The organism is Psychrobacter proteolyticus (assembly GCF_038155145.1).
Classification (GTDB): Bacteria; Pseudomonadota; Gammaproteobacteria; order Pseudomonadales; family Moraxellaceae; genus Psychrobacter; species Psychrobacter proteolyticus_B.
Genome location: NZ_JBAKAY010000171.1, coordinates 1 through 215, shown reverse-complemented (window position 1 = coordinate 215; position 215 = coordinate 1). Strand labels below are relative to the sequence as shown.

At 33.0% G+C, this 215-nt stretch carries 1 protein-coding gene; it reads right to left on the bottom strand.

Going from position 1 to position 215, the window contains the following annotated elements; genetic code table 11:
- Positions 1–115: 115 nt before the first annotated feature.
- Positions 116–215, bottom strand: a 100-nt coding sequence (locus tag V6252_RS13395) for a neutral zinc metallopeptidase (RefSeq protein WP_341610764.1), incomplete at its 5' end; no start/stop codon positions are given.

Sequence of the window (215 nt, the reverse complement as noted above, 5' to 3'; positions counted from 1 at the left end):
GGCTTTTTTATGTCTCAATTTTTATTATAAGTCCATGCACTAATCTTATAATAAAAAATATCAGTATTAGAAATACATCATTAGTCAATTACACGATTATTAATATATATGGCCATTAAAGTGAACCGCTGAACGTATCACAAGATTGTACATTACCGCTTTCTAGACCACGGGTGATCCATTCGACACGTTGTTGACTGGTACCATGAGTAAAG